The sequence below is a fragment of the Halomonas sp. H10-59 genome, from assembly GCF_040070555.1.
Taxonomy (GTDB): domain Bacteria; phylum Pseudomonadota; class Gammaproteobacteria; order Pseudomonadales; family Halomonadaceae; genus Halomonas; species Halomonas litopenaei.
The window spans coordinates 3,332,783-3,359,473 of the sequence record NZ_CP098828.1; the positions used below are offsets into that span (position 1 = coordinate 3,332,783).

Genomic DNA, 26,691 nt, shown 5'->3' on the forward strand with positions numbered 1-26,691 from the left:
TGGGGCGCTTGAGCTCTTGACGTAGGCAGCCAGCTTGTCAGGCACTCAGCAGGGCGTTGAGACGCTTGACGTAGGCGGCCGGATCGTCGAGATGACCGCCCTCGGCGATGATCGCCTGATCGAGCAGGATCCGCGCCAGATCGCCGAAGCCGTCACCGTCGGCCCCTTCCAGGCGAGCGACCAGGGCGTGGTCCGGATTGAGCTCGAGGATCGGCTTGACCTCCGGCAGGCTCTGGCCCGCAGCCTCCATGATACGGCGCATCTGGAAGCCCATCTCGTGCTCGGGCAGCACCACGCAGGCCGGTGAATCGGTCAGGCGGTGGGTGATCTTGACCTCCTGAACCTCCTCGCCGAGCGCTTCCTTGACCCGCTTGACCAGATCCTCCTTGGACTTGGCGGTCTCCTCCTGGGCCTTCTTCTCGTCTTCGTCCTCGACGTCCCCCAGGTCCAGATCGCCCTTGGCAACATCGGCAAACTTCTTGCCGTCGAACTCGGTGAGATGGCTCATCAGCCACTCATCGATGCGATCGTGGAGCAGCAGAACCTCGATGCCCTTCTTGCGGAAGATTTCCAGGTGGGGGCTGTTCTTGGTGGCATTGAAGCCATCGGCAACGATGTAGTAGATCTTGTCCTGACCTTCCTTCATCCGCTCCACGTAGTCGGCCAGGGACTGATCCTGAGTGGCGCTGTCGGTGTGGGTGGAAGAGAAACGCAGCAGGCCGCTGATCTTGTCGCGGTTGGCGTAGTCCTCCGCCGGGCCTTCCTTCAGCACCGAACCGAAGGTGTTCCAGAACGTCTGGTAGGCTTCCTTGTCCTTGGCCAGTTTCTTGAGCATGTCCAGGGCACGCTTGGTCAGCGCGGACTTGATCTTCTCTACCTTCGGGTCCTGTTGCAGCAGCTCACGGGACACGTTCAGCGACAGATCGCGGGTGTCCAGCACCCCCTTGATGAAGCGCAGGTACAGCGGCAGGAACTGCTCGGCGTCGTCCATGATGAACACGCGCTGGACGTACAGCTTGACCCCACGGGCGCCGTCACGCTCGTACAGGTCGAAGGGTGCGCGGCCCGGCACGTACAGCAGGCTGGTGTACTCCAGGTTGCCCTCGACCTTGTTGTGGCTCCAGGTCAGGGGGTCGGAGAAGTCGTGGGCCACGTGCTTGTAGAAGGCCTTGTACTCGTCCTCGGAGACCTCGCTCTTGGGCCGCACCCACAGCGCGGTCGCCTCGTTGACGGTCTCCCAGGTGGTGACCTCGCTACCGTCGACCTCGTTGCCATCGTCGTCGGTGGCCTTTTCGGTACGCGGCATCTTCACCGGCACTTCGATATGGTCGGAGTACTTGCGCACCAGGCTCTGCAGGCGATAGTCGTCGGCGAACTCCCTGGCGTCCTCCTTGAGGTGGAGGATGATCTCGGTGCCGTGCTTCTCGCGCTCGATCTCGGCGACCACGAACTCGCCCTCGCCTTTCGAGCGCCACTCGACGCCGGCATCGGCGGCGTCACCGGCCTTGCGGGTACGCACGGTAATCTCGTCGGCAACAATAAAGCCAGAATAGAAGCCGACCCCGAACTGGCCGATCAGCCGGGCGTCCTTCTGCTGTTCGCCGGAAAGCTGCTTGAGAAACTCGGCGGTGCCACTCTTGGCGATGGTGCCCAGGTTGGCGATCACGTCCTCGCGGTTCATGCCGATACCGTTGTCACGAAGGGTGACGGTGCCGGCCTCGCTGTCGTGCTCGATCTCGACGCGCAGCTCGCTGTCGCCCTCGTAGAGCGCATCATTGTCCAGCGCCTGATAACGCAGCTTGTCGCAGGCGTCGGCGGCGTTGGAGATCAGCTCCCGAAGAAAGATCTCGCGGTTGGAGTACAGCGAGTGGATCATCAGGTTGAGAAGCTGCTTGACCTCGGTCTGAAAGCCCAGGGTTTCTTCGTGGGTAGCGGTGGTCATGGTAGATCGAACCCCTTTCGACATGGCGATTTCCGGGCCAGCGATGGATCGCTGGCGGTCCAGAGTGCACGGCTCGCGCCGCACGTCATTCAAGATGACAATCGATATGGGGTCCGCGCTGCGCTTTTCAAGGCTGGCGCCACCAAGTCAAGGCTGGCACCACCAAGTCAAGGAAGGCACCTTCGCGTCCAGGGCTGGCGCCAGCAGGTCGACCTTCCCGGACCTGGGCCGACGTCCCTGGCCGTGGTCACCTGGCTAACCGCTGCCCGGGCCGGCTCTCACCTACGCCGGCGCCCCCAGCACGTAGGTCAAGCGAGCCCGGGCAACCGGCGCGTCTTCGTCGTCCTGCCACGCCCACGCCTCGACATTGGCCATGCGCCGCCCTTCGCGCACCAGACGGCAGCGCGCGAAGGTTGGCTTCACCCCGGCCGAACTGAGGTAGTCCACGGTAACGTTGACCAGCCTCGGCAGGCGCGGCTCACGGGTCTGCGCCAGGGTATCCAGCGCTGCAGCAGTCTCCAGAAAGGCCGACACCACACCACCGTGCAGCGCCGGCAGCATCGGATTGCCCACGTTGTGGGGACGCGTCTCCAGAACAAAGCGCCTGCCGCGCTCATCGCTGTCCTCCCTCACCCCGATAAAGTCGGCGTAGGGCACCTCGCCAAGCCAGGCGTTGATCTCACCGCTGGCACGCCCACGTTCCAGCAAGCCGCTGACACTCTCGTGTGGAGCCGCCGCTATCGCGCCACTGGCGGCATCACCAACAGGGGCCTTCTCTTCGATAAGGGGATCGCCCTCGTCTTCCACAAGACCGGCGAACATGGCCTCGGCAAAACCTGCTGGCGTGTTGCGCGGCCCCAGCCGGGCAAAGTGCCCGCGGGCGCAGGCCACCACCTGTCCTTCGTGCTGCCAGGCCCGGGCCTCGGTGAACACCACCGAGTCGGTGATGGCCTCCACTTCGGCACGTACCCACAATGACGCCCCCTGACAGGCAGGACGACGATGACTGATATGCAGATCCAGGGTGGGACAGACCTCAGGACTTGGCAGTGCCGGCAGGACCGAGGCGCCGCAGGCGGTATCCAGCAGTACGCTGAGCACCCCGCTGTGCACTAGGCTTCTCGAGCGATCACCGCATAACTCGGCGCCCCCGGGCAGATATAGGGTGACGCCGCTGGCATCCACCGCAACGACGCGCATGCCGAGCGCCTGGGTATGTGGAATGACATCGACAAAGCGCTGAAGCGCCTGCCGCCAGAGCGACACGGAGGGTGGCTGCAGGGTGCGGTGCGAGGAGGACATGAGCGGGCTCGAATTCAAACGTTTGACTGACAATCTAGACCCAGCCCGCCGACGCCACAATACGTCCTTGGTCCGCATTTTTACCTTTTACCCGCCAAATGCTCGCCAAGCGTCAGAAACAGACGACGTACCCTGAAGCAAACGCAAAAAGCTCGAATCCGCACACTTCGAGCCAGAAAATCAAGAACAAGGCACCTTAGATGTCGTGGATATCCCGCTCCTCCCGCGGAGCATCGTCCTCGCCAATACCACGCCAGGCGCGATAGTCGGCCAGACTATTGTCCACCTTGGTCAGCAACCAGCCGACGATGACCACATCATCGAGAAGACCGAACAGCAGCAGCACATCGGGAATCAGGTCCAGCGGTGACACCAGATAGGCAAAGGCCACCGCCATCCAGCCGAAAGCCGCCCAGGGCACCGGGCGGTAGCGACCGCTGAGCACGTCCTGCAGCATCGGGATAAACAGCTTGAGCGCCCGCATTATATGCTTGAACGCTCGTGTGCGTTGGGTAAAGCGACCAATAACGGGGATTCGATCAAACAGGGCCATGGATAGTCTCCTCGACTCAATTCAGCACCAACGATTGCCGATGGTATTTATCGGGTGTCAACGGCTATCTTCATGGCGTCGACGTCGTCTTATCGCAACATGGGGGCGAAGCTGACCGGGGTCAAGTCTCGTAACCTGGCCGGGCAACTGTTCAAGGCCCGCCGGTTCGGTCACCATGTGGCTTCGATCCGACATCGATTCGCCGTCTACGGCACAAAAAGGCAGCAATGTCTTCTTCTTCACAGACCAGGAGGGTCTCCATGCCATTCGCCTTGTTTCGTCGCCTCGTGCCGCTGGTGGCAGCCACGGCACTGTGCATGCCATTGACGGCTACCGCCCAGGGCAGTGACGGCGCCATGCGCAGCGCCCTGGAAGCCGCCCGTAGCGGCAACTTCCACAACATCAACGACGCCGCCATTCGCGGCCACGAACTGGCCGGCTATGTGGCGTACTATCGTCTGCGCGATCGCCTGCCCAACGCCAGCCCTCAGGAAGTTCTCAGCTACATCTCGGCCAATGCCGATGCGCCGCTGGGTGACTGGATGCGTGAGCAGGCCATCCTGCGCTACGGCAAGGCCGGGCGCTACGGCGATCTGCTGGCCGTCGCCGGCGGCGTTCCCGAGACCACCGCCGAGCAGTGCTACTACTACACCGCGCAACTGGGCCAAAGCCCCGCCGTCGCCGCTCAGGGCGGCCGCGAACTATGGCTGGTGGGTCGCTCCCAGCCGGATGCCTGCGACTCGCTATTCTCCACCCTGCGCGCCCGCGGCGAGATCGGTGGCACGGAAATCTTCGAGCGCATGATGCTGGCCTGGGAAAACGGCGAAGACGGACTGGTCAGCTATCTTGGCCGTCAATTGGGACCCGCCTGGAGCTCCGCTGCAGCAGCGCAGCAAAGCGTGGCCGCCAACCCGTCGCGACTGGCAAGCGTAGCGCGCTGCGTCGGCCCCAACTGCGCCGGCACCGCCTCCTTTGTGCGGGCCGCCATCATCGCCACTGCAGAGTCATCCCCGGCGGCGGCGCTGTCCGCCTGGCAGCAGGTCTCCGGCAGTGTGAGCCTGCCGGCCCAGTCGCGCCAAGCGCTGGAGCGCGAGATCATCTATTACGCCCTGCGCCGCGACCAGCGCAGCCTGCTCGGCTGGATCGACGGCGCCCTGGCCGGCCAGCAGGATCCGGAGGTGTTCGAACTGCGTGCACGCCTGGCCATCCGCGATCGCGACTGGGCCGCCGTCGAGCGGACCGTTGGCATCATGCCCGCCGAGACCCAGGCCAAGGCGCGCTGGCAATACTGGCTGGGCCGCGCGCTGGCCCTGCGCGGGCAGCAGGCAGACGCGCAGGCCGCCTACGCCCGGGCAGCGGGTCAACGCGACTTCTTCGGCTTCGTCGCCGCCGACCGCCTCGGCCAGTCCTACGATCTCAACATGGAAGACACGCGTTTCAGCGAAGCCGAGCGCGCGCAGGTCGCCGGCTGGCCGACGGTGCGTCGCACCGAGGCGCTGCTGCGCGTCGGACAGGAAGGGCTTGCCAACCTCGAGTGGAATCACGCGGTACGCAGCGCAGGCCCCACCGACGCCCGGCGCCTGGCGGACTACGCCGCAGGACGCGGTTGGCACGTACGCCTGGTGCAGACGACCATCGTCGGCAAGATGCTCGACGCCCTGCCCTGGCGCTTTCCCGAAGCCTACCGGGAGGACTTCCGCCGCTGGGGCCAGGCCAACAATGTCGATCCCTACCTGCTGATGGGGATCGCCCGTCGCGAGAGCGCCTACAACCCCGAAGCACTATCACCCGCCGGGGCCAGGGGCCTGATGCAGTTGATGCCGGGTACCGCCGCGCTGGTGGGACGCCAGGTGGGCATCGGTGATCCTGGACCCTACGGCGTGCTCGACCCGGCCACCAACATTCGTCTGGGCAGCACCTATATCCGTGACATGATCGCGCGCTACGGCGGCAACCGTATCGCCGCGGCGGCGGCCTACAACGCCGGCCCCCACCGGGTCGACACCTGGCTTGCCCGCGCGCCGGGCGAATTCGACCTGTTCGTCGAGGAGATCCCCTTCAAGGAAACCCGCCGCTACGTCCGCGCGGTGCTCGAGTACCGGGTAGTGTTCGAGAGCCTGGCCCAGGGCTCGACCCAGGGCGTACAGGTGCTGACAGCGGCCGAGAAGAGCGCGCGCTACGACGGTTCCATGGTACGTCGATGATGTAGCGGAGCCCCGGTGCGTCGATGAGGTGAGATCGCCTCGCAAAGCAAGAACCCCCGGCCTGTGGTCGGGGGTTCTTGCTGTCGAGGTCCGGTTTTTTGCGGTAGCTTCGCTGGCCTGTGTCTCGGGCTATTGGCCTCCGCGCCGATCGCGTCGGCTCAGGACGGCGCTCGCGTCAACGCCAGTTTGACCCCGAACGCCACCAGCACACCACCGGTCAAGCCGTTGAGCACGCGCGAGAACGCCGGCCGAGCGAGCCAGTGGCTGGCGCTGCCCACCAATACCGCGACCAGGATCTGCCACAGGTTGGCAATCACGAAGTGGATACCGGCAAGCCACAGGGACTTCAGCAAGGCCGGATCCGTGGGGGCGATGAACTGGGGCAGAAAGGCCATGTAGAACACCACCGTCTTGGGATTGAGCACGTTGGACAGCAACCCCTCGCGCAGCGGCCGCCACGGCGATACGCGCTGGCGGCGGGCGCCACTCGCCGCCGACACCGCGAGCCCCTTGCCGGCCCAGGCCTGACGCAGGCTGGCGACTCCCAGCCAGGCCAGGTAGCCGGCCCCGATCATCTTCAACGCCGAAAACGCCCAGGCCGACTGCAGCAGGATCAGCGATACCCCCAGGGCGGAGATGGTGGCGTGGACGAACAGCCCCGAACAGATCGCCAGGCTGGTCAGCACACCGTCGCGCAGACCGCCCCGAGCGGTGTTGCGAATCACCAGCAAGGTGTCGACCCCGGGAGTGACGCTCAACAGCGTGATCGCCACCACGAAGCCCAGCAGCTGGGCATCGATCCAGCCTTCCATCAGCGCACGGACTCGAGGCTATCGGAGTGTTTCAGCGAAATCTGGTCGTTGAGCGTCCAGAAGTCATAGAGGATGCCGATCAAGAACAGACCACCGGTGAGCAGATAGATGATGCCGGTCACCCACTTGCCCATGTAGAAACGGTGCAGGCCGAATACCCCGAGGAAGGTCAGCAGCACCCAGGCCAGGGTGTAGTTGGTGGGACCACCGCGGAACCGCAGGTCGGCCTCGCGATCCATGCTCGGGATCAAGAACAGGTCGATGATCCAGCCGATGAAGAACAGTCCGAGGGTCAGAAACCAGATGGTGCCGGTCACCGGCTTGCCGTAATAGAACCGGTGGGCGCCGAGGAAACCGAACAGCCACAACAGGTAGCCCACCACCTTGGAGTGGGTATCGTCGCTATGGATCACGGGGGCAGTCATGTGAATTCCTTGTGTCATCTTTTCCGTTAAGAGGCAGCAACGGGCGTCCGGCTGGACGCTGCTGGCCTTTCGATCTACAGTAACTTGGCGAGTCGAGGTAAGCCATTCTCGCCTGCCAGGGGTGGTCGACACCAGAGGTGTCGTTTCCCGGGTAATCGGAATCGCGAACTCGACCGCAGCGTAGGACAGCAAGTAGAAACGTCAGCAGTGGTAGTTCGATCGCTCTATTGTCGAAACACGCAATGCGCCCTTCTTTCTTGTCATGCCCACGCAACAGGGTTCAGACCACACGACGGGAGAAAAGCTCCCCGGGTGGTTGAGCCTGCACCATCATTTAGCGAGTTAAGGAAATCGACAATGGCAACTGGCACTGTCAAGTGGTTCAACGATACCAAGGGCTACGGCTTCATCTCTCCGGACGACGGCGGAGACGATCTGTTCGCCCACTTCTCCGAGATTCAGGCTGAAGGCTTCAAGTCCCTGCAGGACGGCCAGAAGGTCTCCTTCGAGGTGACTCAGGGCAAGAAAGGCCTTCAGGCCTCCAACATCAAGGTCGCCGACTGAGCCTAGTGCCTGTCTGACCTTGTCACGGGGAGATCGCATTCTGCGTGATCTAGCCACCCCGTGAAGCAACAGCGCTTGAGCAGGATTGCCGCAAGTTGTGACGATCCTCGATCATGCGACAAGAAGGCCCACCATATGGTGGGCCTTTCTTGTTGGCCGACAGAGCCTGCCGGGGGGCCGATCAGGTGCCGTAAGAGCTTGCTGGCGAGCCTTGGGCCCATGACTAAGCCATGACTAAGCCATGACTAAGCCACCCGGACCTGATGCCCTGCCAATACCAGCTCAGGGCGAGTTGTCGGTACGGGTCTCGACGTCGCCTTCGGCGTTGACGTCGGCATCGAAGGACGCGTCCGCGTCGGAGGGCACCTCCTCGGGGACCTGGCGCTCGGCCTGCTCGAAGGTCTCGTCGATCTTGCGCTTGGCTTCCTCGAACCGGCGTTCGGTTTCCTGAAGGATGGCGTCGACCTCCTCGCTCGATCCCTCGAGTTGCACCGGTTCCTCGACAGGGTCCGGCACCGAGGGCACCGAGGCTTCTTCTCCGCCTGCGTCGCTCTGCTGCCCTTCACTGTCCGGTGTGCCTTGGCTAGCGCTCGTTGCCTCGGCCTGCTTATAGGTCTCGTCGATCTTGCGTTGCGCTTCCTCGAAGCGACGCTCGGTCTCCTCCAGGATGGCATCGACATCTGACTCGGTGCTCTCCCCCGGCAGCGCCTGGCCCTGCTCCAGGGTGTCGGTGGCACTGCTGCCGAGGTCTACATCGGCCCCATCGGCGTCACTGTTGGTCTGCGCCCCGTCGGCCCCGCTCGACGCCGCTTCACTCGATGACTCTGACTGGGCTGCGGACATCCCGCTCTCGGAATCGGATGGCTGTTGTTGAGTCGCTGAGGGCTCTTCGTCAGTAGCTGAGGGCTCTTGCTGAGCAGCGGACGGCTCTTCTTCAGTGGCTGAAGGCTCTTTCACAGCAGCTGAAGGCTCTTCCTGAGCAGCTGAAGGCTCACTCTGAGACGCCGGGGGCTCCTCTCCATCACACCCAACCAGCCACAGCGGTACGCTCAGTGCCACCAGGGCCGCCGCCATTCGAGGGGTCATTGCCATCGTCTTCTCTCCATAAAGCCTTTGTCCATGCGCCCAATCTCCATGATTGATCGCGCGCTATTGCACCAAAGCCACCCCGGCCACGCAACTTGCGTTGACGCTGCAGCACGCCGCAATCTCGCCTATCGGGCGACGTCTATGGCGGCTCCCGCCCTGATCATTCTCCCCGGGGTGAGGCCATTCGACAGCTGTCGGGCATGGTCAGACGCAGCGCCAACGGCATGACCCGGGCCTCGAACGCGCGCTGATAGCAGGCTTCGCCGTCCAGCGTCAGCGGCAGGCGCGCCTCGCCATCGGCTTCAAAGCGCAACCAGGCGCTGCGAAAGGCGTCGACGTACTGCCCATGGTAGGGCCTGGCCCGCAGTTCCTGCATCATCGCCCGAAGCTGGCGCAGCGAGCGGAAGTCACGCACCAGCAGCACGTCGAACAAGCCGTCGTCCAGTCGCGCCGCCGGCGTCAACTGCTGACCGCCACCGGCCTGGATGCCATTGCCGATACCCAGCAGAAAGATGCCCGCTCGACTCTCCCCGCCATCCCAGGCCAGGTGGCCCTGGTAGAGCTGATAGCGCCAGGCCTTGAAGGCACCGAACACCGAGTAGGCTCCCCCGCCCATCAAGCGCTTGAGTGGCTTCGGCGTCGATGTGGTGATCTCGGCACCGAAACCTCCGGTGGCCATGTTGATGAAATAGCGATCGTTCATCCTTGGCACATCCACCCAGCGGCTGGGCAGACGACAGGCGGCGTCCAGCGACGCTGCCTGGCCGAGCGGCAGGCCCAGGGACTTGGCCAGGTCATTGGCGCTGCCCAACGGCATGATGGCAAGCTCCGGACGCTCTTCGCGCGGCAACTGCATCAGCCCGTTGACCACCTCATGCACGGTACCGTCACCACCGCCGGCGATGACCCGCTTGACCCGATCGCGTCCAGCCTGGGTGGCCTGGCGTTCGCCGTCGCCCTTTTCCCAGGTGACACGCACATCGACATCGAGGCCGCCTCGCCGACAGGCGAAGACAGCGCTTCGCACTTCCGGCAATTGCGCCGATTGTCCGTTGAGGATCAGCCGATTGGTGCCCGGCGGCTGGGTCATCCTGACGCTTCCTTTTTCACATGAGGTTCATGAAAGTCGCACATCCTCCCTGTGCGGCGCCTATTTCATCACATCCTTCCCCCGGCATGGAGGCCCGCAGCGGCGATCCGATACCTGCCGGCCTCCGGCCACGTCCTGCTGCCGACGCCGCACCTATGCTGTTGCGGGACGGGCACAATCGCAGCCATAGCGCTGACTTGACCCGTATTTCCCTTACAATTGATCAAGACACGCCCCCCTTTGCGACCGAGTTCCTGCATGATTGAACCAATTTTTGTGCTGACCGCCTTTGTTTCAGGCCTGGCCGCCATGGCCCTCAGACTACCACCCTTGGTGGGTTTTCTCGCCGGTGGCTTCATCCTCAATGCACTCGGCTACGACGAAACGCCGGTCCTGACGCTGATCGCCCACCTTGGCGTCACCCTGATGCTGTTTACCATCGGTCTCAAGCTCAACGTCAAGACCCTGCTGCGTCCGGACGTCTGGGGAGGCGCCAGCCTGCATATGCTGGCAAGCGTCGTGCTGTTCGTAGGTATTCTGGCTGTCCTGAAGGCGATCGTCACCCTCGGCTGGCTGACGTCACCCAACGGTCTACTCGCTGGACTCGACCTGACGACGCTGCTGGTGCTGGCGTTCGCCCTGTCCTTCTCCAGTACCGTCTTCGTGGTCAAGGTCCTCGAAAAGCGAAGCGAGACCCATGCGGCCTACGGACGCCTGGCCATCGGTATCCTGATCATGCAGGACCTGTTTGCGGTGATCTTTCTCACCGCCTCCACCGGCAAGCTGCCGAGCCCCTGGGCCCTGGGACTGTTCGCGCTGCTGCCGCTGGCGCCGCTGCTGCGACGGCTGCTCGACCGCATGGGCCACGGCGAGATGCAGATGCTGTGTGGCGTGGTGATGGCCCTGGTGCTGGGCTACGGCCTGTTCGAGGCGGTCGGCGTCAAGGGGGATCTCGGGGCGCTGATCATCGGCATGCTGCTGGCGCCCCACCCCGCCGCCCAGACGCTGTCGCGCTCGATGTTCAATATCAAGGAACTGCTGCTGGTCGGCTTCTTTCTGAGCATCGGCCTTACCGCCCTGCCCAGCTGGTCGCTGTTCGGCATCGCCCTGCTGCTGGTGGCGCTGTTGCCGCTGAAGAGCCTGCTCTACCAGTTTATTCTGATGCGTTTCGGCATGCGCCACCGCACCTCGGTGCTGGCCACCCTGAGCCTGAGCAACTATTCCGAGTTCGGTCTGATCGTCGGTGCCATCGCGGTATCCAGCGGCTGGCTGGCGCCACAGTGGCTGGTGGTGGTGTCGCTCGCGGTCGCGCTGAGCTTCGTGGTATCGGCGATCCTCAATGGCGTCAGCGAGCAGTTCTACCGCTGGCTCGAGCCACGCCTGCCACCGGTCGACGAGGCGTCGCTGTCCCCCAGCGACCGCCCCATCGAGGTCGGCGACGCCGAAGCGGTGGTGCTGGGCATGGGCCGTATCGGTCGCAGCGTCTACCGTCGCCTGACCAAGGAGTATGGACTCAAGGTGCTGGGGGTCGACTCCAATCCCAAGAGCGTGAAGATGCTGGCCGACAAGGGCTTCAATATCGTCGAGGGCGACGCCGTTGACTCGGACTTCTGGGACAAGATGCTGATGTCCTCTCAGGTAGAACTGGTGGTGCTGGCGATGCCCCACCATGCCGGTAACCTGTTCGCCCTGAAGCAGCTGCGAAGCCGCCACTTCCCGGGCAAGATCACCGCCGTGGTCGAGTACCTGGAGGAGATCGACACCATCCGCGAACTGGGCGCCCACGCGGTCTACCACGTCTACGACGAGGCCGGCCGCGCCCTGGCCGACAGCGCGGCGGAGGAAGCGGGAATCATCTCGCGTACCGAACAACTCGGCTAGGCGCTGTCCGAAAAGTCGACGAGCGAAGGTTAGACAAGGCAAAAATCGGTGAGACAGCGCAGTTTACGGGGTGTAAATGAGCATTTTGATCCGATTTTTAACGCCGTATTACCGAGCGCAGGCACTTTTCAGACAAGCCCTAGCAAGTGGCGCGCGCAGACCTGTGCAACACCCAGACGCGCTCGGCCACGGGGCTTGCCGTGGACAGGTCGGATGCGGATACTCGGGGCTCCCATGGCCAAGGCTCGTGCTCAAGGCGCGCGCCGAGGCCCTTTGCAAGCTCCACGACAAGGATGCATGGCGGTGGAAGACGTCTTTACCTGGCTGGGCGAGGCCCTTGGCACCCTGATTCGCTTTGTGGTCGATACTCTGGGCACCTTCTTCAACAGCATCGATGACGCCGCCGCCGGCTTTATCGACGGCCTGTCTCGCTCGCTGGGCATCGCACCGACCTTCTTCACCCTGGCGCTGCTGGTGCTGGGCCTTTTCTTTCTTTGGCGGGGGCTGCGCGCGATCCTCACAGGCTCCCCCATCGCCGCCCTGCTGTGGGCTCTGCTGGGCCTCTTGACCCTGGGCATGCTGCTGCCCTGACGCGGGACGGTCTTCAAGGCCAGCCGAGCCGGTAGCACACAGCACAACGCCGCCCCGAGGGGCGGCGTTGGCATTTGTGACGGTGGATCCAGCAGCGATCGTCGTCGCTACATCAGGCCAGCGCCTTTTCCACGATCTCGTAGACGTTGGGTGAGAGTTCCTCGCCACGGATGCGCTCCAGCTCGGCGCGCATCAGCGCCTGGCGAGCCTCGTCGAAGCGCTGCCAGCGGGTCAGCGGCGTGATGATGCGTGCGGCGATCTCGGGATTCAGCCGGTTCAACTCGATCACCACGTCGGCCAGCAGGCGATAGCCTTCGCCATCCAGGCGGTGGAAGTTGACCCGGTTCTGCCCGGCAAAGGCACCGATCAACGCGCGCACCTTGTTGGGGTTCTTCAGCGAGAAGGCCGGGTGCTCCATCAGATAGCGCACCCGATCCAGGGCGTCCGCCTGGGGACGGGTCACCTGCAGGCTGAACCACTGGTCCATCACCAGCGGATCGTGGGACCACTTGCGCCCGAAGGCCTTGAGTGCCGGATCGGCGATATCCGAGCGGCTACTGTGGACCAGCAGGGTCAACGCATGGCGCACGTCGGTCATGTTGTGGTCGGCCTCGAACTGGGCCTGGGCCAGCTCGATCGCCACCTCGTCCTCGATGCTCATCAGGTAGGACAGCGCGACATTCTTCAGGGCACGCTGGCCGATCTGCTCGGGCGTGGGCGCGTAGGCGGCGTCGCTCTGGTTGTCGCGATACAGTGCCAGCAGTTCGTCACGCAGCTCTTGCGCCAGCGACTGCTGGATGAAGGTGCGCGCGGCGTGGATGGCGTCCACGTCGACCAGCGGCTGCTGTTCGGCGATGTAGGCCTCGCTCGGCAGTTGCAGCATCTCGGCCAGCACCGCCTTGTCGTCATTGCCTTCCTCGATCAGTGCGCGGAAGGCCTCGACCAGGCGCGTATCCATGACCTTCTCGACGCCATTGCGGTGGGCCGCGATCAGATCATCGAGTGCCAGCAGGGTCAGCCGCTGGCCAGCGTCCCAGCGGTTGAAGCCATCGCTGTCGTGGGCCATCAGGAAGGCCAGATCCTCCCGCGAATAGGGGAAGGACAGCTTGACCGGCGCCGAGAACCCGCGCAGCAGCGAGGGCACCGGAGCCTCTTCGATATCGCTGAAGATGAACTCCTGCTCGTCTTCACGCAGATGAATCACGGCGTCTCTACCCAGGCTCTCGCCGTCCAGGGTCATCGACAGGTCGCGGCCGCTCTTGGTGCCGACCAGGCCCAGGCGAATGGGGATGTGCAGCGCCTGTTTCTCCGGCTGACCGGGGGTGGCCGGCGTGCGCTGACGCAGGATCAGGCGGTAGCGGGAGTTGGCGTAGTCGTACTCGCCGAAGGCGTCGATCTCCGGCGTACCCGCCTGGGAGTACCAGCGCATGAACTGCTGGAGATCCTGCCCGGACACCTCGGCCATGCAGTCGACGAAGTCCTCGATGGTGACCGCCTGCCCGTCGAAGCGCGAGAAGTACAGATCCGAGCCCTTGCGGAAGGTCTCCGGCCCCACCAGGTTGGACAGCATCCGCACCACCTCGGCACCCTTCTCGTAGATGGTCAGGGTGTAGAAGTTGCCGATCTCGATGTAGGAGTCGGGGCGAATCGGGTGCGCCGTGGGGCCTGCGTCCTCGGCGAACTGGGCGGTGCGGAAGAACGACACTTCTTCGATGCGCTTGACCGGCGCGGAATTGACCTCGGCCGAGAAGCTCTGATCGCGAAAGACGGTGAAGCCTTCCTTCAACGACAGTTGGAACCAGTCACGGCAGGTAACGCGGTTGCCCGACCAGTTGTGGAAGTACTCGTGGGCGACGATTCCCTCGACCCGCTGGAAGGCAGCGTCGGTGGCGGTGTTGGGGTGGGTCAGCACCGCCGCCGAGTTGAAGATGTTGAGCCCCTTGTTCTCCATGGCGCCCATGTTGAAATCATTGACCGCCACGATCATGAACAGGTCCAGATCGTACTCGCGACCGTAGGCCTCTTCGTCCCAGCGCATGGCACGCTTGAGTGAGCCCATGGCGTGGTCGGTCTTGTCGAGGTTTTCTTCCTCGACCCAGATCTGCAGGGTGACGTCGCGGCCGCTCATGGTGGTAAAGCGGTCCTCGACCTTCTTCAGGTCACCGGCCACCAGCGCAAACAGGTAGGCGGGCTTGGGATGAGGATCGTCCCAGGTCACGAAGTGGCGGCCATCCGGCAGCTCACCCCGCTCCACCGGATTGCCGTTGGACAGCAACACCGGCTCACGGGTCAGGTCGCCGATCACGGTGGTCGAGAAGGTCGCCATCACGTCCGGGCGGTCCGGGTAGAAGGTGATGCGGCGGAACCCTTCGGCTTCGCACTGGGTGCAGAACATGCCACCGGAACGGTAGAGGCCGGATAGCGCGGTATTGTCCTCGGGCGAGATCTCGATCTCGGTGTCCAGAACAAACGCCTCCGGCGCACCGGTAATCGACAGTCCCTTGCGGGTCAGTTCGTACTCGCCTTCCTCCAGCGGCTGGCCATCGATGGCGATGGCCTTGAGCGAAAGCTGCTCGCCATCCAGCCAAAGCGGTGCACCGGCCTCGCGCTCGGGATGACGCTCCAGATGCAGGCGTGCCTTGACGCGGGTGGCGCCAGGCGCCAGGTCGAAGGTCAACTCGGTGCGTGAGACAAGGTAGGCCGGCGGACGATAGTCGCTCAGGTGGATCGGCTGGGGGTCGGACATCGGGGATGCTCCAATCAGAAAAGTCGTCGATATTGTACGGGTACGGACGTGCCGGGCTCAAAGAACCGGCGCGACCCGGAGCACGTCGGAACCATCAGGCGAAACGGATCAGGGCGGCAGACGTCAGGACGAGGAGGCGGGCTCGGGCCGGGTCACGATCCAGATGGCGATCCCGATCAGCATGACGGTCAACCCAAGCTTCAACCACCACAGTGACACCGTGATCAACAGCACCACCACCGACAGTGACAGCATCGCCAGCGCCATCCACTTGGCATGACGGGGAATCGCACCGGATTCTTCCCAGGCCACCACCGCAGGCCCGAACCGGGGATGACTGCGAATCCAGCGAGCGAACCGCGGCGACCCCTTCGACGCCGCCCACACCGCCACCAGCAGAAAGCAGGTGCTGGGCAGCAGCGGCACGAAGGCCCCGATGACACCGAGGGCAAAGCTGGTCCAGGCCAGCAACTGCCAGGCCAAGCGACGGGTGGTGGAAATCAAGGGCGAACTCCGGCGGCGCACTCGCCACGCCAATTGGTCAAGAATTCACTTATTGAAACGCAGCAGGTGCGACGAGGCCAATCGGACGCCGCTATCAGGCCAGTAGCCTGCCGAATCCGCAGGGCCACTCGCCTCACGATGCCGGCACAGAGACATGTCAGCCGCCGATCCTGTCAGTCGCGGAAGTTGTCGAACTGCAGCGCCAGATCAGGGCCCTCATCACCGCGCAGCAGTGCCATCACACTTTGCAGGTCATCGCGCTTCTTGCCGGTCACGCGTACCTTGTCGCCCTGGATCTGGGCCTGGACCTTGAGCTTCGAGTCCTTGATGCGCTTGACGATGTCCTTGGCTTCCTTCTGCTCCAGCCCCTGCTTGAGGGCGACCGTCTGACGCGCCTTGACGCCGGACAGCTCGGCGTCCTGAACGTCCATGATGCGCGGGTCGATGCTTCTGGCGATCAGCTTGTTGCGCAGGATGTCGAGCATCTGCTTGAGCTGGAAGTCGACCTCGGCGTGCAACGCCACGGATTCATCGGACAGCTCGAAACCGGCGTCGACACCGCGAAAGTCAAAGCGCCCCTGGACCTCACGGTTAGCCTGGTCCACGGCGTTCTGGGCTTCGTGGCGATCGAATTCGGACACAATATCGAAAGAGGGCATGCTCGCTCTGCTCCGCTGACAAAAACGCTAGTCTACCATCGACGGCGACCCGCAGGGTGTCACTACCGCGTCCTCCCGGGATGTCACGGAGGACGGCTCGGAAGGTGGTGTAGAAGACGGCGCAGAAGATGTCGCTGGAGCTGCCACGGACGGTGAACCCTGAGGCACGACGGCAGGCTGCTCTCGAGACAGGCCCAGCGCCTTGACCATGCGCCAGGCGGCACAGCCATCCTCATAGTAGTCGTCGAGCCAGCAAGCCAGGCGAAAGCCCGCCCGTCGATAGAGGCCGAGAGCAACACGATTGTCGGCCCGCACCTCCAGCGTCATGCGCTCGCAGCCACGCTTGCGCCCATCACGCTCGAGCGCCTCGAGCAAGGCCTTGCCCACTCCTTGGCCACGCGCCTCGGGGGCCACACACAGCGAATAGAGGCGCGCTGCGCGGCTGTTGCGACGAAACAGCAAGGTACCGTAGCCGAGAGGCACAACGGAGCCGGTGGCGTCCTCGGCGATCAGGGTCAGCCCATGGGCGCGCTGGAGCAGGTGGCGCAATTGGCGACGAGTGAAGCGGTCCCCCGAAAAACCGCGACTCTCCAGTCCCTCCAGGGCATCGAGATCGCTTGGGGTGGCCGAACGCAAGGCAAGTGGCATAGTGAGAGGTCCCGTCTCGGCAGCCCGACGCCCGACTCGGGCGACGTGTGTTATCTGTTGATTCTGTCTGGCCCACACGCCGCTGTCAGCCGCCGACAGAATGAATATTTTTCACTTTCTTGCCGTATTGCTTTGCCGCCAACCCAGGCGCATCCTGCCACCGTCGGCCCTGACCTCTCCCCCGACTCGTGCGGTGTCCTCCGGCTTCGGGCTATCACCTTGTTTCGGCCTTGCTTCGCCCTTGCTCCGCCGTTGTCTCGTCCCAGTTTCGTACCAGCTTCGCCCCTTGTCTCGCCCCTATCTCGCCCCCTGCCGAGGAATTCTTGCGATGTGCGCCCTGCGTATCGTTGTCGACCGCCAGCGCGACTGGCAGCCCTACCACCCCAGTGACGATGTGATCGACGCCGACCACTATGTCGACGCCGCGGACATCGCCGATGCCAAGGCCACCTCGGGCGCCACCAGCGCACAGGTCATCAACCTGTGTTCCGACCTCGGCTACCTGGGCCGAGGCTACTATGTCTCGCTGCTCGCCCAGGCGCGGGGTGCCAGAGTGATCCCCAGTGTCGATACCCTCAACTCCCTGCGCCGCAAGTCGACCACCGACATGCAGCTCGAGGGCCTTACCGGGCTGCTCGATGAGCTGAGCCGGCCCGCTGCGGTCGAGCGACTCGGCGATGACGTCCATTTCAGGGTGCTGTTCGGCGAATGCGTCGAGCCCCTGCTGGCACGCGTCGCCCGCCGCCTGTTCGAGCGCCTGCCCTGTCCGCTGATGGAGGCGCGCCTGAATCGCACCGCCCAGGGCTATCGACTGGTGCGGCTGCGTCCGCTTGCGCTTGGGCGGCTTCATGAAGACGAGCAGGACGCCTTCGCTCGCGCCCTCAATCGCCATTCGCTGAAGATCTGGCGTACCCCCAGGGCGCGGAGGCGCTATCGCTTCGACCTGGCCATGTTGATCGACCCTGAAGAACACCTGCCGCCCAGCAACAAGGGCGCGCTCAAGCAATTTATCCGCGCCGGTCGGCGCCAGGGCATCAATGTCTCGCTCATCACCCATCGCGACAGCGCCCGGCTGGCCGAGTTCGACGCTCTGTTTCTGCGCCAGACCACCGCCCTCGACCACCCCACCTGGCGCATGGCCCGGCGTGCCGAACACGAGGGCCTGGTGGTCATCGACGCGCCCCAGGACATTCTGCGCTGCACCAACAAGGTCTATCTGCATGAACTGCTTCGCACCCGGGGGGTCGCCGCTCCCGAGGGACTGTTGCTCAAGCGTTCGGATCGAGCACGTCTCCTCGAGCAGACGCAGGGTCTCAGCTACCCGAGGGTGCTGAAGGTCCCCGATGGCGCCTTCTCCCGTGGCATCGTCAAGGTGACGTCCAGCGAATCGCTGGCGCGGGAAGCCGATACCCTGTTCAAGAGCTCGGACCTGCTGTTGCTGCAGGAATGGCTGCCTACCGAATACGACTGGCGCATCGGCGTGCTCGACGGTGCTCCGCTGTTCGCCAGCCGCTACTACATGGCCCGTGGCCATTGGCAGATCTACGATCATTCCGGTGCTCGCACCCGCAGCGGCGGCTTCAGCAGCCACCCCATCGACGAGGTGCCGGCCGCCGTGCTGCGTGCGGCGCTCAAGGCCACCCGGCTGATCGGCAATGGCCTCTACGGTGTCGACCTCAAGCAGGTCGGCGACCGTGTGCTGGTGATCGAGGTCAACGACAATCCCAACATCGATGCGGGCATCGAGGACAGCGTGCTGGGTGCGGCGCTCTACGATCGCCTGATGGAGGTCTTCGCCAGGCGCATGGAGGCGCGCCGACAGGCACGCTCGGCTAACACGGCTTCGCCCCAGGCGGGACGCCAGAGCCTTCCAGCCAATGATCCCGGCTGAGGCGGAAAGGCATATCCGGGCTGACGCCGGCGTCCGCCTCGGCTACCCTGCGCTTTTCACCAGACAGCGGGAGCCGGCATGAGCGAGCAGGACAGAAACACCCGACACAAGAAGGCCATGGAGAAGCTCAAGTCCCACGTCGACGCCAAGGTCGCCGCCGCCGACGAGGAGCGCGGGCTGATGCTGGTGTTTACCGGCAACGGCAAGGGCAAGACCACCGCCGCCTGGGGCACCGTCACCCGCGCCCTGGGTTACGGCTACCGGGTGGGCGTGGTGCAGTTCATCAAGGGACTGTGGGAGTGCGGAGAGCGCGACCGTCTCGAGGCCGACGACAACCTCGAGGTGGCGATCATGGCCACCGGTTTCACCTGGGATACCCAGAATCGCGAGTCGGACACCCAGGCATGCCGCGAGGTCTGGCAGGAGGCCAGCCGCATGCTGGCTGACCCCGAGGTCTATCTGGTGGTGCTCGACGAGATCACCTACATGCTCAAGTTCGGCTACCTGGACATCGACACCGTGCGCACGGCCATCGCCAACCGGCCTGCCGAGCAGACGGTCATCATCACCGGGCGCAACGCCCATCGCGAACTGGTTGCCATGGCCGACACCGTGACCGAGATGCAGGAGGTCAAGCACGGCTTCACCAATGGCCTCAAGGCCCGCCGCGGCATCGACTTCTGACCACACCCGACGCCAGCAAGCGCCGCGAGCGACGATAGGCACCTCGCGCCGCGTGCCACAAGAGCCGCTCGACTCAACGACACAGAGCCCGACGCCAGCCGGGCTCTGTTCCTTTTCACTCGCCGAGACCGGACGCCCCGGCCCGGCGTCGGCCTCCCCCGGGCGCGCCGAGGGAGACCGCTGCCCTGCAACTCAACCTGCTATTCCACCTGCTACTCCACCTGCAACTGGCCGTCGTCGATCATCTGCTGCAGGAAGGTCGCCGAGTCCTGTCCCCCCATATCGACGCCATTGAGGGTAATGACCTGATCGGCATCGCCTCCTGTATTGCCGATGCCACCATCGCTCTTCACGTACAACACGGTATTGCCGCCGCCGTCCTCCTCGGCGTAAAGATAGTTGTTGACGGTTGCCTCGGTCGCTCCATCGAGTAGATCCGACATCTCCAGGCGATCGGCCTCGGCGTCACTGCCGACCTCCCCCAGGGTAAAGTCATTGATCTCATCACTGGCAGGCGCAGCACTGGTCCCAGCGTCGCCATCATTCCAGGCGACCACATCGGCACCGGTGCCCAGATCGATGATATCGTTGCCCGCGCCGCCATCGAGCGTATCGTTGCCCTTGCCACCAACCAGGGTGTCATTACCTTCGCCGCCAAGGAGGGTATCCCCCCCGGCGCCGCCGATCAGGGTGTCGTTGCCGTCGCCGCCGTCCAGGGTGTTGATCCCGCCTTCATCACGCGACTCGTCAATCAGGTCATCGAGATTGTCCCGGATATAACCGATCATTTCGCCATCGGTGGGTTCGGTACCACCATTGACTCCCCACTTGACGTATTCGTAGAGCCCTTCGTAGCCCAGACCGTCATGCCCACCCGCGGTAAAGACCTCTCCGGTGTCGGTATTCGTCCAGGCCAGGTGGTCACTGTTAAGCACATCGCCGATCAGGATGTCGTCGCCGCCTCCGCCCGAGAGGACGTCATCGCCAAGTGCCAGAAGCCCTCCTGCGGCTTCCTGGATGGCACTGTTGAGACCGTCCTCGTCGTTGACGATCTGCACCTGGCCGACCGGATCATTAAACGTCGTACCGCCAATGGTCAGGCCTCCGGTGCCATCGACGTTGCTGTTATCGAAGTACTCAAGCGTTTCCTCGTTGATCCCGTTGCCGATGCCGATGGCGGCCACCTCGACATCATTGGCGACCAAGTCATTGAAGGCGGCGATCGATTGCGTCATCACCGCGGTGCTGTTGTTGCCTCCGGGGCCGCTGAAGCCACCTGAGCTATTGACATGGTAAGTCGGCTCGCCATCGGTCAGAAACAGCGCGAGGTTCTTGTAACCCGAGGTCGAGCCAGCAATACCTTCGAAGAACGTCTCGGATTCGTTGAACCCAGCCTCGTAGTTGGTGCCCCCGAAAGCCACCATGGCCTCGATATAATCAATGGCATCCTGAAGATCATCAGGGCCGAAGTTCTCAATGATCAGCGAATCAACCGTCTGACCTGTGCCGTCGAGCCCAGGCCTCACCAGGGAGTCAAAGTCCACGATCTGCAGATTGATGGTCCCACCGTAGGTCTGGAGATGGATAAGAAGATTCTCCAGGGCGTCCTTGGCCAGCTGCATCCGCGTCTTGCCGGCGGTGCCCGACGCATTGCCCATGCTGCCCGAGCTATCGATGATCAGTGACAGGTTGTAATTCTCCGGCTGCGCCTGGGCCACCCCGCCGGCGTCGCCGATCAGCACGTCGTCGCCATCACCACCGGCCTGTTCGCTGTTGTCGTTGTCATCCACGTACAGGGTATCCGGTGCCTCTCCGTTAAGGGTCAGGGTGCTCTCGAGCCGATCGCCGTCGCCATCGACACCGACCAGACCGAGGGGCACCTCGAAGTCCTCGCGCTGCTCGCCGCTGCGATGGTTGATGTCACCCAGTGACAGATCGCCAGGGGACTCACTGCCACTCTGCTGCGCCTCGATGGAGACCGCCTCGAAGGGGCGATCGTCACCGGTGCTCAGGCGCACCTCCCAGCCATCCTTGAGGCCGTCGACCTCAATGCCATCGCCGGTATCGACCAACGACACCCTTCCCGTGACATCCACGCCCCGAGCGTCGAACACCTTGACGTCATCGACGCTCAGATCCATGGCGGCACCGCTGGTCGCCCCTGGATCACCGCTGCCTGCGCCTTCAGCATCGAACACGACGGCAGAGAGCAACAGAGCGGCGGTGACGCCGTTGGTCACATGGACCTTCTGCGAATAGCTCGTCAGGCCGACGTGGTCCTGCCATTCAGGCGTCGTCCCGGAAGCGGTGATGCCCTTGAGCGCATCGATGCGCAGGGTCCCGTCGGTACCAAGGGCGATACGGCCGTCGCTATCCTGGTCGGTCGTTCCCGACAGCAAGAGGTCGTTGACCGCGACGTCATCGCCGGCGTGCAAGGCCAGATAGTCACCGATCGTCTGTGCATCTGCCGGGCTTGAGTCGAACGCCTCGCCATTGGTGATCGCACCGATCACCTCGACGCTGTAGCCGTCACCTGCTGCGTTGAGCGTGACGCTGAAGCCGTCCTCGGCACCGTCGGCGCTTTCGGCATACAGCGTCGTTCCATCAGCGCTCAAACGATAGCTCAGCGGCTTGCCGTCGACTCGCAGCGCGTTGCCCTGGCTATCCGTCGCCGGCTGTCCGTCGAGGGCGGCGGCAAAGACCACCTCCCCGACCCCATCGGCTCCGACGTTGGGCCCGAAGTCCAAAGTGCCGTTGCCACTCTCCAGGGCGTGCTCCGCCTCGGAGAACACCTGGGGCACGTCATCCTTGATGTCGATGGTCAGGGTGGCCGGATCACTGGCGTCACCGTCGGAGTCGGTCACCACCACGCTGAAGGCGTCCTGCACAGCGTCGCTGGCGGTGCCCTGGCTGGTATGGTCCGTGCTGTTGTCGGTCAGGGTATAGCGATACTGATAGGTCCCCGCGCTATCCTTCCACACCTCCAGGGTGCCGAGGTCTCCGTCGACCTCGACCGGACTGGCCTCGGTGCCGTCGGTCACATCGATACCATCGATCTCCACCTTGGCCAGGCTGTCGCTGCCGGTGTCGATGGCGAGCGACCCCAGAGTGGTCTCGAGGTCGGTGGGGGCCTTGCTCCCGCCGTCGTCGAGACCCGCCTCGTCCACTTCGTTGTTGCCCGAGGCGTTGGGCGACTCGGGATTGACCTCGACCTCGGGTGTGGCGTCCACAGTGATCGTCAGGGTCGCGCTGCTGATATCACCGTCGGCGTCGCGGATCGAGTAGTTGATCACCGCGTCACCCTCGAAGCCGTCGGCTGGCGTGAAGGTGATATTGCCGTTGGCGTCGACGTTGGTGATGGTGCCGCTGCCGCTTTCCAGGCTCACGCTGTCGGTGACGAAGGTGTAGGGACCGTCGGCCCCGGCCACGTCAGGCTCGCCCGCCGTACCGTCGAGCACATTGACGGTGATCGGCTGGTTCTCGTCGGTCTCGGCGGTGTCATCCTTGGCCTCGGGCACGTCATCCTTGATGTCGATGGTCAGGGTGGCCGGATCACTGGCATCACCGTCGGAGTCGGTCACCACCACGCTGAAGGCGTCCTGCACAGCGTCGCTGGCGGTACCCTGGCTTGTATGGTCCGTGCTGTTGTCGGTCAGGGTATAGCGATACTGATAGGTCCCCGCGCTATCCTTCCACACCTCCAGGGTGCCGAGGTCTCCGTCGACCTCGACCGGATTGGCCTCGGTACCGTCGGTCACATCGATACCATCGATCTCCACCTTGGCCAGGCTGTCGCTGCCGGTGTCGATGGTGAGCGACCCCAGAGCGGTCTCGAGGTCGGTGGCGGCCTTGCTCCCGCCATCGTCGAGACCTGCCTCGTCCACCTCGCTGTTGCCCGAGGCGTTGGGCGACTCGGGATTGACCTCGACCTCGGGCGTGGCGTCCACGGTGATCGTCAGGGTCGCGCTGCTGATATCACCGTCGGCGTCGCGGATCGCGTAGTTGATCACCGCGTCACCCTCGAAGCCGTCGGCCGGCGTGAAGGTGATATTGCCGTTGGCGTCGACGTTGGTGATGGTGCCGCTGCCGCTTTCCAGGCTCACGCTGTCGGTGACGAAGGTGTAGGGACCGTCGGCCCCGGCCACGTCAGGCTCGCCCGCCGTACCGTCGAGCACATTGACGGTGATCGGCTGGTTCTCGTCGGTCTCGGCGGTGTCATCCTTGGCCGCGGGCACGTCATCCTTGATGTCGATGGTCAGGGTGGCCGGATCACTGGCGTCACCGTCGGAGTCGGTCACCACCACGCTGAAGGCGTCCTGCACAGCGTCGCTGGCGGTGCCCTGGCTGGTGTGGTCTGTGCTGTTGTCGGTCAGGGTATAGCGATACTGATAGGTCCCCGCGCTATCCTTCCACACCTCCAGGGTGCCGAGGTCTCCGTCGACCTCGACCGGATTGGCCTCGGTACCGTCGGTCACATCGATACCATCGATCTCCACCTTGGCCAGGGTGTCACTGCCGGTGTCGATGGTGAGCGACCCCAGAGTGGTCTCGAGGTCGGTCTGCGCCTTGCTTCCGCCGTCATCGAGACCCGCCTCGTCGACCTCGCTGTTGCCCGAGGCATTGGGCGACTCGGGATTGATCTCGATCTCGGGCTCGTCGTCCTCCACCTCCACCCGCCAGGTCGCCTGGCTGGTATCACCGTCGTTGTCGGTCAGGGTATAGAGGATTTCGGCGGTCCCCTCGAAGCCCGCCGCCGGAGTAAAGGTGATGGTACCGTCGGCGTTGAAGTCCAGGCTGCCGGCGGTGCTGTCCACCAGTTCTGCAGCGGTCAGCTCGGCGCCATCGGCACCGAGCGTATCGGCGCCTGGCCCATCGTTGATAACGTTCAACATGACCGGAGCATTGTCGGACGCGCCGATAGTCTCGTCATCCTTGGCCTCGGGCACGTCATCCTTGATGTCGATGGTCAGGGTGGCCGGATCACTGGCGTCACCGTCGGAGTCGGTCACCACCACGCTGAAAGCGTCCTGCACAGCGTCGCTGGCGGTGCCCTGGCTGGTGTGGTCTGTGCTGTTGTCGGTCAGGGTATAGCGATACTGATAGGTCCCCGCGCTATCCTTCCACACCTCTAGGGTGCCGAGGTCTCCGTCGACCTCGACAGGATTGGCCTCGGTACCGTCGGTCACATCGATACCATCGATCTCCACCTTGGCCAGGCTGTCGCTGCCGGTGTCGATGGTGAGCGACCCCAGAGCGGTCTCGAGGTCGGTGGGGGCCTTGCTCCCGCCATCGTCGAGACCCGCCTCGTCGACTTCGTTGTTGCCCGAGGCATTGGGCGACTCGGGATTGACCTCGATCTCGGGCTCGTCGTCCTCCACCTCCACCCGCCAGGTCGCCTGGCTGGTGTCACCGTCGTTGTCGGTCAGGGTATAGAGGATTTCGGCGGTCCCCTCGAAGCCCGCCGCCGGAGTAAAGGTGATGGTACCGTCGGCGTTGAAGTCCAGGCTGCCGGCGGTGCTGTCCACCAGTTCTGCAGCGGTCAGCTCGGCGCCGTCGGCACCGAGAGTATCGGCGCCGGTCGTATTGGTGATGACATTGATACTCACCGCCGTATCGTCGGTGGTCTCGACGGTAGGATCGTCCTCGGCGCGGGGCGCGTCATCCACGATCAAAATGTCGAGCGAGCCGCTGGCGCTACTACCGTCCACGTCCACCGCCTGGACATTCAGGCTCTCGAGATAGCCGCCATCGGTGGCGCCGGCAACGCTGTCATTGTCGACGTTGTTGGTCAGTTCATAGGTGTAGCTGACGGTGCCCCCTGCGGCCGACCCGGTGAAGCCGGTCAGCGTCACCACACCATGATCGGTGACGATGGTGACCGGCGAGGTCCCCAGGGCATCAAGCTGGGCAAGCGTCAGGGAAACCGGCCCCACCGTCAGGGTGGCCAGGCCGTCAGGTGAATCAAACCCAAAGGAGCCGGTGCGAATCAGCTGGGTGGCGTCACCACGGCTACCGCCGGCCAGGTCTGCTTCGAACAGCACCTGCTCGGCACCAGCGGCGCCAATCGGCAGCTCGCCAGGACCGCCAGGACCACCGGGGCCACCTGGGCCACCTGGGCCACCGGGTCCATCAGGGCCATCAGGACCACCGGGGCCAGTGGGATCTTCGGGGCCATCGAGACCGGTCAGGGTGACACCTTCGTCGTCATCGCCGGGATCCACCGCGTCGACACCGGTGAAATCGCGCTCGATGGGACCATCGCGCCCCTCAAGGCCAAACTGGAAGGCCAGCGGATCCACCGTCTCCACGATGCGCAGCAGACGGACAAAACCACTGCCCTCGTCGTCCCCTCCCCCGCCGGTGCCGCCGGCCGCCGGATCCTCAAGATCATCGAACAGGTCGCCTTCGCCGGAGTCGATGGCGGCCAACAGCTCGTTGAGCTCTTCGTCACCCAGCACGTTGTCGGCCTGCTCGGCGATCTGGGCGAGAGCCGCGAGCTCATCGTCCGTGGAGCCGGACGCCTGGGTACCCTCGGGAACCGGTGCGTCAATGCCGACAGCCGCGCCAGCCGTCACCGGGCTGCCCAAAGGGGTCGCGGGTGCAGCAATGGGCGCCGAGTCGTCGGTGGTCTGCACAATCCCCTGATCGACCAGCGAAGGGCCGGCAAGCTCGGTGGTGGAAGGCAACAGGCGCACCTGTCCGCTACCGGAAAGTGTCACGGGGTCGCCGACGCCACCGGGCGAAATCGAGATTTCACCACCCTGTGACGTCACCAGGCGCTCCCCGTCGCTGATCACGTCTCCCGGCCTGAGTTCGCGAAGGCTTCCATCGGTGCCCTGAACAAAAGCCTGCCCCTGTACCATCACCACCGTCGCCGTGCTCATGTCGCTTCCCCTGATGCTCGTTGTCGTTTATCGAGCGCGCCCAAGGATATTTTTGTCCTCGATAACGCACCTTATCGGCACACTGTGGAAGCAGTATTAGCGAAGCTTTTTTATGACTAGCATTGGACTCAAGTACAGTGTTTTCGGGACCCATCTATTCAATTGGTGCTTTATGCAAACTTCTGAAAACAACGTTCATATAATTAACGCCAATAACTTCGC

18 protein-coding genes are annotated in these 26,691 nt (G+C 63.9%); 6 read left to right on the forward strand and 12 right to left on the reverse strand.

The features are described 5' to 3' along the window. Positions 1 to 37: 37 nt before the first annotated feature. From htpG to NFG57_RS14570, 3 genes are all read right to left on the reverse strand, one after another. Complete coding sequence (gene htpG, locus NFG57_RS14560; RefSeq protein ID WP_045993791.1) at positions 38 to 1,942, reverse strand: molecular chaperone HtpG; 1,905 nt, start codon at positions 1,940 to 1,942, stop codon at positions 38 to 40. 282 nt (positions 1,943 to 2,224) lie between these two features. Next, on the reverse strand, positions 2,225 to 3,244 hold the full coding sequence (locus NFG57_RS14565) for a PaaI family thioesterase (RefSeq protein WP_348814604.1): 1,020 nt from the start codon (positions 3,242 to 3,244) through the stop codon (positions 2,225 to 2,227). 196 nt (positions 3,245 to 3,440) lie between these two features. Continuing rightward, positions 3,441 to 3,797, reverse strand: coding sequence for a YkvA family protein (locus NFG57_RS14570; RefSeq protein ID WP_045993792.1), 357 nt, complete (start codon positions 3,795 to 3,797; stop codon positions 3,441 to 3,443). Between the two features lie 260 nt (positions 3,798 to 4,057). On the opposite strand from NFG57_RS14570, the gene NFG57_RS14575 reads away from it, so the two are divergent. Next, the gene (locus tag NFG57_RS14575; RefSeq protein WP_348814605.1) at positions 4,058 to 6,001 is read left to right on the forward strand and encodes a transglycosylase SLT domain-containing protein; all 1,944 of its coding nucleotides are present in this window, start codon (positions 4,058 to 4,060) and stop codon (positions 5,999 to 6,001) included. A gap of 158 nt (positions 6,002 to 6,159) precedes the next feature. Here the strand turns inward: NFG57_RS14575 and NFG57_RS14580 are convergent, their stop codons facing one another. Continuing rightward, positions 6,160 to 6,813, reverse strand: a complete 654-nt coding sequence (locus tag NFG57_RS14580) for a LysE family translocator (protein ID WP_045993794.1) — start codon at positions 6,811 to 6,813, stop codon at positions 6,160 to 6,162. Further along, positions 6,813 to 7,238, reverse strand: coding sequence for a TM2 domain-containing protein (locus NFG57_RS14585; RefSeq protein WP_045993795.1), 426 nt, complete (start codon positions 7,236 to 7,238; stop codon positions 6,813 to 6,815). The genes NFG57_RS14580 and NFG57_RS14585 overlap by 1 nt, the downstream gene beginning before the upstream one ends. Positions 7,239 to 7,595: 357 nt before the next feature. On the opposite strand from NFG57_RS14585, the gene NFG57_RS14590 reads away from it, so the two are divergent. Beyond that, positions 7,596 to 7,802, forward strand: coding sequence for a cold-shock protein (locus NFG57_RS14590; protein WP_045993796.1), 207 nt, complete (start codon positions 7,596 to 7,598; stop codon positions 7,800 to 7,802). Between the two features lie 282 nt (positions 7,803 to 8,084). Here the strand turns inward: NFG57_RS14590 and NFG57_RS14595 are convergent, their stop codons facing one another. After that, a complete protein-coding gene (locus NFG57_RS14595) occupies positions 8,085 to 8,645 on the reverse strand; it encodes a hypothetical protein (RefSeq protein ID WP_348814606.1) in 561 nt (186 codons plus the stop codon). A 406-nt stretch (positions 8,646 to 9,051) separates the two neighbouring features. Then, on the reverse strand, positions 9,052 to 9,981 hold the full coding sequence (gene yegS / locus NFG57_RS14600; RefSeq protein ID WP_045993797.1) for a lipid kinase YegS: 930 nt from the start codon (positions 9,979 to 9,981) through the stop codon (positions 9,052 to 9,054). Positions 9,982 to 10,239: 258 nt separating this feature from the next. Between yegS and NFG57_RS14605 the strand changes: the two genes are divergently transcribed. Beyond that, a complete protein-coding gene (locus tag NFG57_RS14605) occupies positions 10,240 to 11,862 on the forward strand; it encodes a cation:proton antiporter family protein (RefSeq protein ID WP_205254743.1) in 1,623 nt (540 codons plus the stop codon). A gap of 297 nt (positions 11,863 to 12,159) precedes the next feature. Then, positions 12,160 to 12,453, forward strand: coding sequence for a hypothetical protein (locus NFG57_RS14610; protein ID WP_045992573.1), 294 nt, complete (start codon positions 12,160 to 12,162; stop codon positions 12,451 to 12,453). Positions 12,454 to 12,565: 112 nt separating this feature from the next. Here NFG57_RS14610 and pepN read toward each other — a convergent pair whose 3' ends face one another. From pepN to NFG57_RS14630, 4 genes are all read right to left on the reverse strand, one after another. After that, positions 12,566 to 15,199 (reverse strand): aminopeptidase N, encoded by a 2,634-nt coding sequence (pepN, locus tag NFG57_RS14615; protein ID WP_348814607.1) that lies wholly within the window; start codon positions 15,197 to 15,199, stop codon positions 12,566 to 12,568. Between the two features lie 123 nt (positions 15,200 to 15,322). After that, positions 15,323 to 15,703 (reverse strand): YbaN family protein, encoded by a 381-nt coding sequence (locus NFG57_RS14620; RefSeq protein ID WP_231498735.1) that lies wholly within the window; start codon positions 15,701 to 15,703, stop codon positions 15,323 to 15,325. Positions 15,704 to 15,876: 173 nt separating this feature from the next. Further along, entirely contained in the window at positions 15,877 to 16,362 is a 486-nt protein-coding gene (locus NFG57_RS14625; protein WP_045992571.1) for a YajQ family cyclic di-GMP-binding protein, read from the reverse strand. A gap of 27 nt (positions 16,363 to 16,389) precedes the next feature. After that, a complete protein-coding gene (locus NFG57_RS14630; protein WP_348814608.1) occupies positions 16,390 to 17,010 on the reverse strand; it encodes an N-acetyltransferase in 621 nt (206 codons plus the stop codon). Between the two features lie 328 nt (positions 17,011 to 17,338). On the opposite strand from NFG57_RS14630, the gene NFG57_RS14635 reads away from it, so the two are divergent. Both NFG57_RS14635 and cobO read left to right on the forward strand, forming a co-directional pair. Beyond that, a complete protein-coding gene (locus tag NFG57_RS14635) occupies positions 17,339 to 18,901 on the forward strand; it encodes a RimK family protein (RefSeq protein WP_045992570.1) in 1,563 nt (520 codons plus the stop codon). 78 nt (positions 18,902 to 18,979) lie between these two features. Further along, the gene (cobO, locus tag NFG57_RS14640; protein ID WP_045992569.1) at positions 18,980 to 19,585 is read left to right on the forward strand and encodes a cob(I)yrinic acid a,c-diamide adenosyltransferase; all 606 of its coding nucleotides are present in this window, start codon (positions 18,980 to 18,982) and stop codon (positions 19,583 to 19,585) included. Positions 19,586 to 19,797: 212 nt separating this feature from the next. Here cobO and NFG57_RS14645 read toward each other — a convergent pair whose 3' ends face one another. After that, complete coding sequence (locus NFG57_RS14645; RefSeq protein WP_348814609.1) at positions 19,798 to 26,469, reverse strand: retention module-containing protein; 6,672 nt, start codon at positions 26,467 to 26,469, stop codon at positions 19,798 to 19,800. Between the last annotated feature and the right edge of the window lie 222 nt (positions 26,470 to 26,691).